The 6558-nt window shown below is 74.6% G+C and carries 6 protein-coding genes and 1 tRNA gene; all 7 read left to right on the top strand.

Translation table 11 applies throughout. The features are described from left to right. A partial coding sequence (locus AB0L40_RS25655) for a VTT domain-containing protein (RefSeq protein WP_364361293.1) occupies window positions 1-1664 on the top strand: 1664 nt, incomplete at its 5' end. Next, entirely contained in the window at window positions 1661-1876 is a 216-nt protein-coding gene (locus tag AB0L40_RS25650; RefSeq protein WP_364361291.1) for a hypothetical protein, read from the top strand. The genes AB0L40_RS25655 and AB0L40_RS25650, both read left to right, overlap by 4 nt. Before the next feature lie 144 nt (window positions 1877-2020). Beyond that, window positions 2021-3262 (top strand): helix-turn-helix domain-containing protein, encoded by a 1242-nt coding sequence (locus AB0L40_RS25645; protein WP_364361289.1) that lies wholly within the window; start codon window positions 2021-2023, stop codon window positions 3260-3262. A 30-nt stretch (window positions 3263-3292) separates the two neighbouring features. Next, window positions 3293-4084 (top strand): MTAP family purine nucleoside phosphorylase, encoded by a 792-nt coding sequence (locus AB0L40_RS25640; RefSeq protein ID WP_364361287.1) that lies wholly within the window; start codon window positions 3293-3295, stop codon window positions 4082-4084. A 230-nt stretch (window positions 4085-4314) separates the two neighbouring features. Beyond that, window positions 4315-4386: transfer RNA gene (locus tag AB0L40_RS25635), tRNA-Gln, on the top strand. 30 nt (window positions 4387-4416) lie between these two features. Beyond that, the gene (gene glmU / locus AB0L40_RS25630; protein ID WP_364361285.1) at window positions 4417-5823 is read left to right on the top strand and encodes a bifunctional UDP-N-acetylglucosamine diphosphorylase/glucosamine-1-phosphate N-acetyltransferase GlmU; all 1407 of its coding nucleotides are present in this window, start codon (window positions 4417-4419) and stop codon (window positions 5821-5823) included. A gap of 253 nt (window positions 5824-6076) precedes the next feature. Further along, on the top strand, window positions 6077-6558 hold a 482-nt coding region (prs, locus tag AB0L40_RS25625; RefSeq protein WP_364361295.1), incomplete at its 3' end, for a ribose-phosphate diphosphokinase.

The following is a 6558-nucleotide window of genomic DNA, read 5'->3' as shown; positions in this document are numbered from 1 at the left end:
GTCAGTCTGCATGTTCGCCGCGCTGCGTCGCGGCTCGTGATCGGAGGAATGCGGCCCAGGCCCGCTCCTCCCGTCGTACCCAATGGTTTCGACCTACGCCACTCGCGGCCATCGCGCCGCTCTGGCTGTCGCTCGTCGTCATCGCCCCGGCGCTCCTCTGGTTCTTCCGCCGCCGCGGCAGCACGCCCGGCTGGGCGCTGCCGCTGGCTGCCGTCGCGGTCGCCGTCGGCGTCGTGATCGGCGGCGGGTTCGTCACGATCCCGTCGCTCGAGGACCTGCCGCTGCAGGAGAAGGTCGGCGACGTCGGCGACGCGGTCGGCCACTGGGCGTACCCGATCGTCGGCGTCCTGGCGTTCCTCGAGACCGGCGCGTTCGTCGGCCTCGTGGCGCCCGGCGAGACGTTCGTGATCCTCGGCGGGGTGCTCTCCGGCGAGGGCACCCTCAGCTTCTTCCTGCTGCTGGCGATCGTCTGGGCGTCCGCGTTCCTCGGCGACGCGGCGAGCTTCGGCCTCGGCCGGCGGCTCGGCCGCGGCTTCCTCGAGCGCCACGGGCCGAAGGTCAAGATCACCCCCGACCGCCTGGCGTCCGTCGAGCGCTTCCTCGAGAAGCACGGCGGCAAGGCGATCGTGATCGGCCGCTTCATCGGCTTCGTCCGCGCGGTCGCGCCGTTCATCCTCGGCTCCAGCGGCCTCTCCTGGCGCCGCTTCCTGCCCTACGCCGTGATCGGCAGCGGCCTCTGGTCCGCGCTGTTCGTCACGCTCGGCTACGCGTTCTGGCAGAGCCTCGACAAGCTCCTCGGCTGGATCAAGCAGGGCGCGTTCGCCTTCGGCACCGTCGTCGCGATCGCCGTCGCGGTCATCGCCCTGGTCCACTGGCTCGGCGTCGAGGGCAACCGCGACAAGGCCGCCGCCTGGATCGAGGAGGCGCAGCAGACCCGCTGGGGCCGGATGCTACTGGCCGTCTGGCGCCCGGTCTCGGTGCCGGTGCGGTTCGCCTGGCACCGCATCACGCCGGGCGGCATCGGGCTGGAGGCGACCACGCTGGCGGCCGTCGTCGCCGTCGGCACGTTCGCGTTCGTGGGGCTGGAGTCGACCCTGGACGATCGGGGCCCGTCGGGCCTGACCGCCGGCGACGTCAGCACCCTGGACTGGGTCGAGCGGCTGACGTTCGGGCCCGCGGACGACCTCTCGCGGATCGGCGTCGTCGTCGGGTCCTATCCGGTCGTGGGGATCCTCGCGGTGCTCGCGGCGTTCTTCCTCGCGTCGCGGCGCCGGGTCGGCGCGGCGATCGCCCTGGTCGTCGCGACGACCGCGGCCCTGGGGATCGGCGCGATCGTCCGCGGCTCCGAGGACCGGCTCCCGCCGCCCGGCGCGCTCGAGCACGTCGGCGGCGCGAGCTTCCCGTCCCCGGTGGCGGTGGCGGCCGTCGTCCTGGTCGCGATCGCGTTGGCGCTGAGCCCCGCGGTGCGCCGGATCCCGGGGCGCGTCGGCCTCACCGGGCTCGCCGCGATCCTGGCCGCGGCGATCTGCACGGCCCCGCTCGTGCTGCGCACGGCCTACCTCTCCGACGTGCTCGCCGGCGCCGGGCTGTCGGCCGCGATCATGGCCGCGGTGGGCATCGTCGCGATCGTCGTCGGGCACATCCGTCACACTCCCGACGCATGAACGGGGACTTCGTCACCTGGCTCGTGATCGGGCTGGGCACCCTGGTGTCCGTGGTCACGGTCGTCGGCCTGATCTTCGTGCCGGTCGTCCGGATGTACCCGACGTGGTGGCAGCGCAGCGCCGCGGGCGTCCTGGCGCTCGTCGTCGTCTGGGCGTTCGCCATCGGCGGCATCTACGTCGGCCTGCAGGTCGTCGACCGCTTCCTGAGCTGATCGGGTCCGCGGTCCGAAGCCGCCCGCGATCGTGAGCCGGGCGCGCGCATTCCGGCCGATCCCGGGTGGCCGGGGTGCCGCCGCGGCCTCGCACGCGCGAGGGGTGCCGGAGGGCGTTGGGTCCCCACCGGTACGATGGGCTTTGTGAATCCGCCCGACTCGCCGGTGGTCAGTGACGCGGGCCCCCTCGACGCCATCGCCGAGGCCGTGTCCTCCGGCTCCGGTCTACCGGCTCTCGCCCGCGCCGTCGCGCGGGCCCTCGACGCCGGGCTGGTCGTCGCCGATCGCGGCGGAGCGGTCCTCGCCGTCGCCGCGCGCTCACGCGACGAGGAGCGGCGCCTGCTCGCCGTCCGCGGCGAGCTCGAGGCCCTGACCCTCACCGTGGCGGGCGAGACGGCCGGCAGCGCCGTCCTCCAGCACCGCGGCGAGCCGGACGCCGGGGTCCTGGCGCTCGTGCTCACCGTCCTGGCCCTCGAGGTCGAGCGGGTCCGCGCCCCGGCCCGCGCCAGCCAGGAGGAGTCCGCGGCCTTCTGCGCCGGCCTGCTGGACGGCACGTTCGTCGACGGCGCCCTGATCGTCGAGCGCGGCAGCGAGCTCGGCCTCGACCTGTCGGAGTCGACCGGCGCGCTGGTCGTCCGCGTCCACCCGCACGTCGCCGGCGACGAGGGCTGGCGCGCCCGCGCGCTCGCCGCCGTCGAGCGCGGCGCCCGCGCCGTCAGCCCGAGCTCCCTGGTCGGCGGCCTCGACCGCCCCGGCCCCGCCTGCGAGGTCATCGCCCTGATCCCCGGCGGGTCGGACGACGCGGTCTCCCGCGCCGCCCAGGCCGCGTTCACCGAGCTCGACGGCGTCCTCCCCGGCCACGCGGTCTCCGTCGGCCACGGCCGCGCGACCGACCAGCCGGGCGACCTGCCCCGCGCGGTCCAGGAGGCCCTGCTGGCCTGCAACGTCAGCGAGGGCGACCCGGAGAACGCGGTCCTCGGCTTCGAGGAGACCGGCGCCTACCGCCTGCTGCTCTCCGCGATGAGCGAGAACCCCGACGAGCTCCGCCGCTTCTACGCCGAGACGATCGAGCCGCTCGCCGCCTACGACGGCCAGTACGAGACGGACCTCGTCGGCACGGTCACCGCGTACCTCGACGCCGACGGCTCGGTGGCCGCGGCGGCCCAGCGCCTCTTCACGCACCGCCACACCGTCCGCTACCGCCTGGAGCGCGTCCGCGAGCTCTGCGGCCTGGACGTCACCTCCAGCGACGGTCGCGAGCGCCTGAGCCTCGGCCTGAAGGCGATGCGCGTCCTCGGCCTCGGCCAGCACGACGGCCCGACGCTCGGCGAGCGCGAGCCGCGCCCGCGCCGACCCGCCTCGGGCGGCCGGCGCACCGCCAGGTAGCGGGCCCGCGCTGCCGTAGCATCGCCCCCCATGCGGATCGGCATCGTCACGGGCTCGGGCACCTACGCGCTGGAGGGCCTCCGAGGCGCCGAGCCGCGGACGGTCGCCACGCCCGAGGGCGACGTGCCGGTGACCGTCGGCACGCTCGGCGGCGTCGAGGTCGTCCACCTGGCCCGGCACCGCGACGGCCACGAGCTCGTCTCGCACCAGGTCACGCACCGCGCGAACGTCCTCGCGCTCCGCGAGCTGGCCGTCGACGCGGTCCTCGCCGTCACGGTCTGCGGCACGTGCGACCCGGACGCCGAGCTCGGCAGCCTCGTCGTCTTCGACGACCTGCACTTCCTGCAGAACCGCCTGGCCGACGGCTCCCTCTGCACCCTGCACACGGAGCCCGGCACGCCGGGACGCGGGCACTGGGTGTTCGAGGACCCGTTCTCGGCCCCGCTGCGCGACGCGCTCCTGACCGCGGCCCGCGACGCGGGCCTGGCCGTGCGCGACGGCGGGTGCTACGGCCACGTCGACGGGCCGCGCTTCAACACGAAGGCCGAGATCCGGACGCTGGTGGCGGCGGGCGTCACGGCCGTCAGCCAGACGGCGGGCCCCGAGACGACGCTGTTCGGCGAGGCCGGGATCCCCTACGGCCTGATCGGCTTCCAGACCGACTACGCCAACGGCATCAGCGACGTCGCCACGCCCGTCGCGACCCTGATGGACCTGATCAGCCGCAGCACCGGGTCGTTCGCGACGGTGCTCGCCGGCGCGATCCCGCTCGTGGCGGCCGCGCCCCCGGGCCCGGTCGGCACGAACATCACCTGGGACTGACCCACGCTCGACGACCCGGACGGGCGCGGGCGCTGCACCAGGACGGCAAGGTCTCGGTCGAGACGATCGGCATCGACAAGGACGAGGAGCGCAAGAACGACGCGGCGACCGGGGGGAATCCTGCTGGACGAGACGACCTTCCACCCCGACGGCGACGGATCGCCCGCGCGGTCCCGGCACCCCGGCCTGACGGTCCAGCGGCGAGTCCGCAAGACTGTCTGACCGGCCACTGGGGAGTGGTGTAACGGCAGCACGTCAGCCTTTGGAGCTGTTCGGTCCCGGTTCGAATCCGGGCTCCCCAGCCTCGGACGCGGTCGCGTACCCTCCGCCGCGTGAGCCCCGAGCACGCCCCGACCGTGATCGTCCTGGCCGCCGGCCGCGGCACCCGGATGCGATCCGCCACGCCGAAGGTCCTGCACGACCTCTGCGGCCTGCCGCTGATCGGCTGGGTGCTCCGCGCGGCCCAGGACGCCGGTGCCGGCCGCACCGTCGTCGTCGACCAGCCGGCTCGCGTCCTGGAGGGCCACCTGCCCGACGGGGTCGAGATCGTCGAGCAGCACGCCGACGTCCACGGCGACGGCACCGCGGGGGCCGTGACCGCCGCGCTGGGCGCCGTCGACCCCGGCGCGCCGGTCGTCGTCCTCACGGGCGACGCGCCGCTCGTGACCGGCGACGTCGTGCGGGCGCTGCTGGCCACCCACGCCGCCGAGGGCAACGCGGCGACGGTCCTCTCGGCCGAGCTCGACGACCCGGGCCAGCTCGGGCGCGTGGTCCGCGACGCCTCCGGAGCCGTCACGAAGATCGTCGAGACCAAGGTCGCCGGCGACGCCACCGACGACGAGCTGCTGATCCGCGAGGTCAACGCGGGCGTCTACTGCTTCTCCGGCGACCGCCTGCTCGACGCGCTGCCGCGGGTCGGCGACGGCAACGCGCAGGGCGAGCGGTACCTCCCCGACGTCCTCGGGATCCTCCGCGCCGACGGTGACCGCGTCGGCGCCCACCGGGCCCCGCGCCCGGAGATCGTCCTCGGCGTCAACGACCGCGCCGAGCTCGCCGTCGTCCGCGAGCTCGCCCAGGCCCGCATCCACGAGGGTCACCTGCGCGCCGGCGTGTCGATCGTCCAGCCCGCCGCGACGGTGATCGACGTGGGGGTGACGATCGCCCCGGACGCCGTGATCGAGACCGGCTGCGTCCTGCGCGGCACCACGACCGTCGCCGAGCGTGCCGTCGTCGGTCCGCACACGACCGCGATCGACGCGACCATCGGGGCCGGCGCCACGGTCCTCCACAGCCACGTCCTGGGCGCCGTGGCGGAGTCCGGGGCGACCGTCGGCCCCTTCAGCTACCTGCGGCCCGGCACGGTGCTGCGCGAGGGCGCCAAGGCCGGCGCGTTCGTCGAGATCAAGAACAGCGACATCGGCGTCGGCTCGAAGGTCCCGCACCTCAGCTACATCGGCGACGCCGACGTCGGGCCGGGCACGAACCTCGGCGCGGCGACGATCACCTCGAACTACGACGGATACCACAAGCACCGCACGACGATCGGCGCCGGTGTGCGGACGGGCGTCGACACGACGCTCGTCGCTCCGGTCACGGTCGGCGACGACGTCTTCACGGGCGCCGGCAGCGTCATCACCAGGGACGTCCCCCCCGGCGCGTTGGCGATCGCCCGCGCCCGGCAGAAGAACCTCGACGGCTACGCCGACCAGGCCGCCGCGCGGGCCGCGCAGAAGGACTGATCCGGACGCGGCGGCGGCCTGGGGGAGAACCCGCCCCTGAGCAGGACGATCCGCCGTACACGGGTCGTTCACGCGGCCGCGCGGACGGCCCGCCGGGGCGGCGGCGTCCGTCATCGGGACCGACGGGCGAGTAGCCTGCCGGGCTGCGCCGGTCGTTCGCGACCGGTCCGCGCCTCCTGTCTTCTCGCCCTGGATCCGCCTCACCGTGAGCTCCGTCCCGTCGACTCTGCAATCGCCCGGCACCAGCCTCCAGCTGGGCTACGACAAGAAGCTCATGCTCTTCAGCGGGCGGGCGAACCCCGGCCTCGCGGACGCCATCGCCGGCCGCCTGGGCGTCGTGCCCGGCCCGGTGACGCTCAAGACGTTCCAGAACGGCGAGGTCTACTGCCGCTTCGAGGAGTCGATCCGCGGCGCCGACGTCTTCATCGTCCAGCCGACCTGCGGCAACCCCGCCACGGGCATCAGCGCCAACGACGCGCTGATGGAGCTCCTGGTGATGATCGACGCCGCCGTCGGCGCGTCCGCCCACCGCGTGATCGCGGTGACCCCCTGGTACGGCTACTCGCGCCAGGACAAGAAGAGCGCCCCGCGCGAGCCGATCTCGTCGCGCCTCGTCGCCCGGATGCTCGAGTCCGCGGGCGCGGACCGCGTGCTGACGATGGACCTGCACGCCGGTCAGGTCCAGGGCTTCTTCCAGATCCCCGTCGACCACATGACGGCGATGATGATGCTGAC

Origin of the sequence: Patulibacter sp. NPDC049589, from assembly GCF_040675535.1 — a bacterium.
Lineage (GTDB): Bacteria > Actinomycetota > Thermoleophilia > Solirubrobacterales > Solirubrobacteraceae > Patulibacter.
Note: the sequence above shows the minus strand (reverse complement) of the source record. Positions and strands in the feature narration are given on the sequence as shown.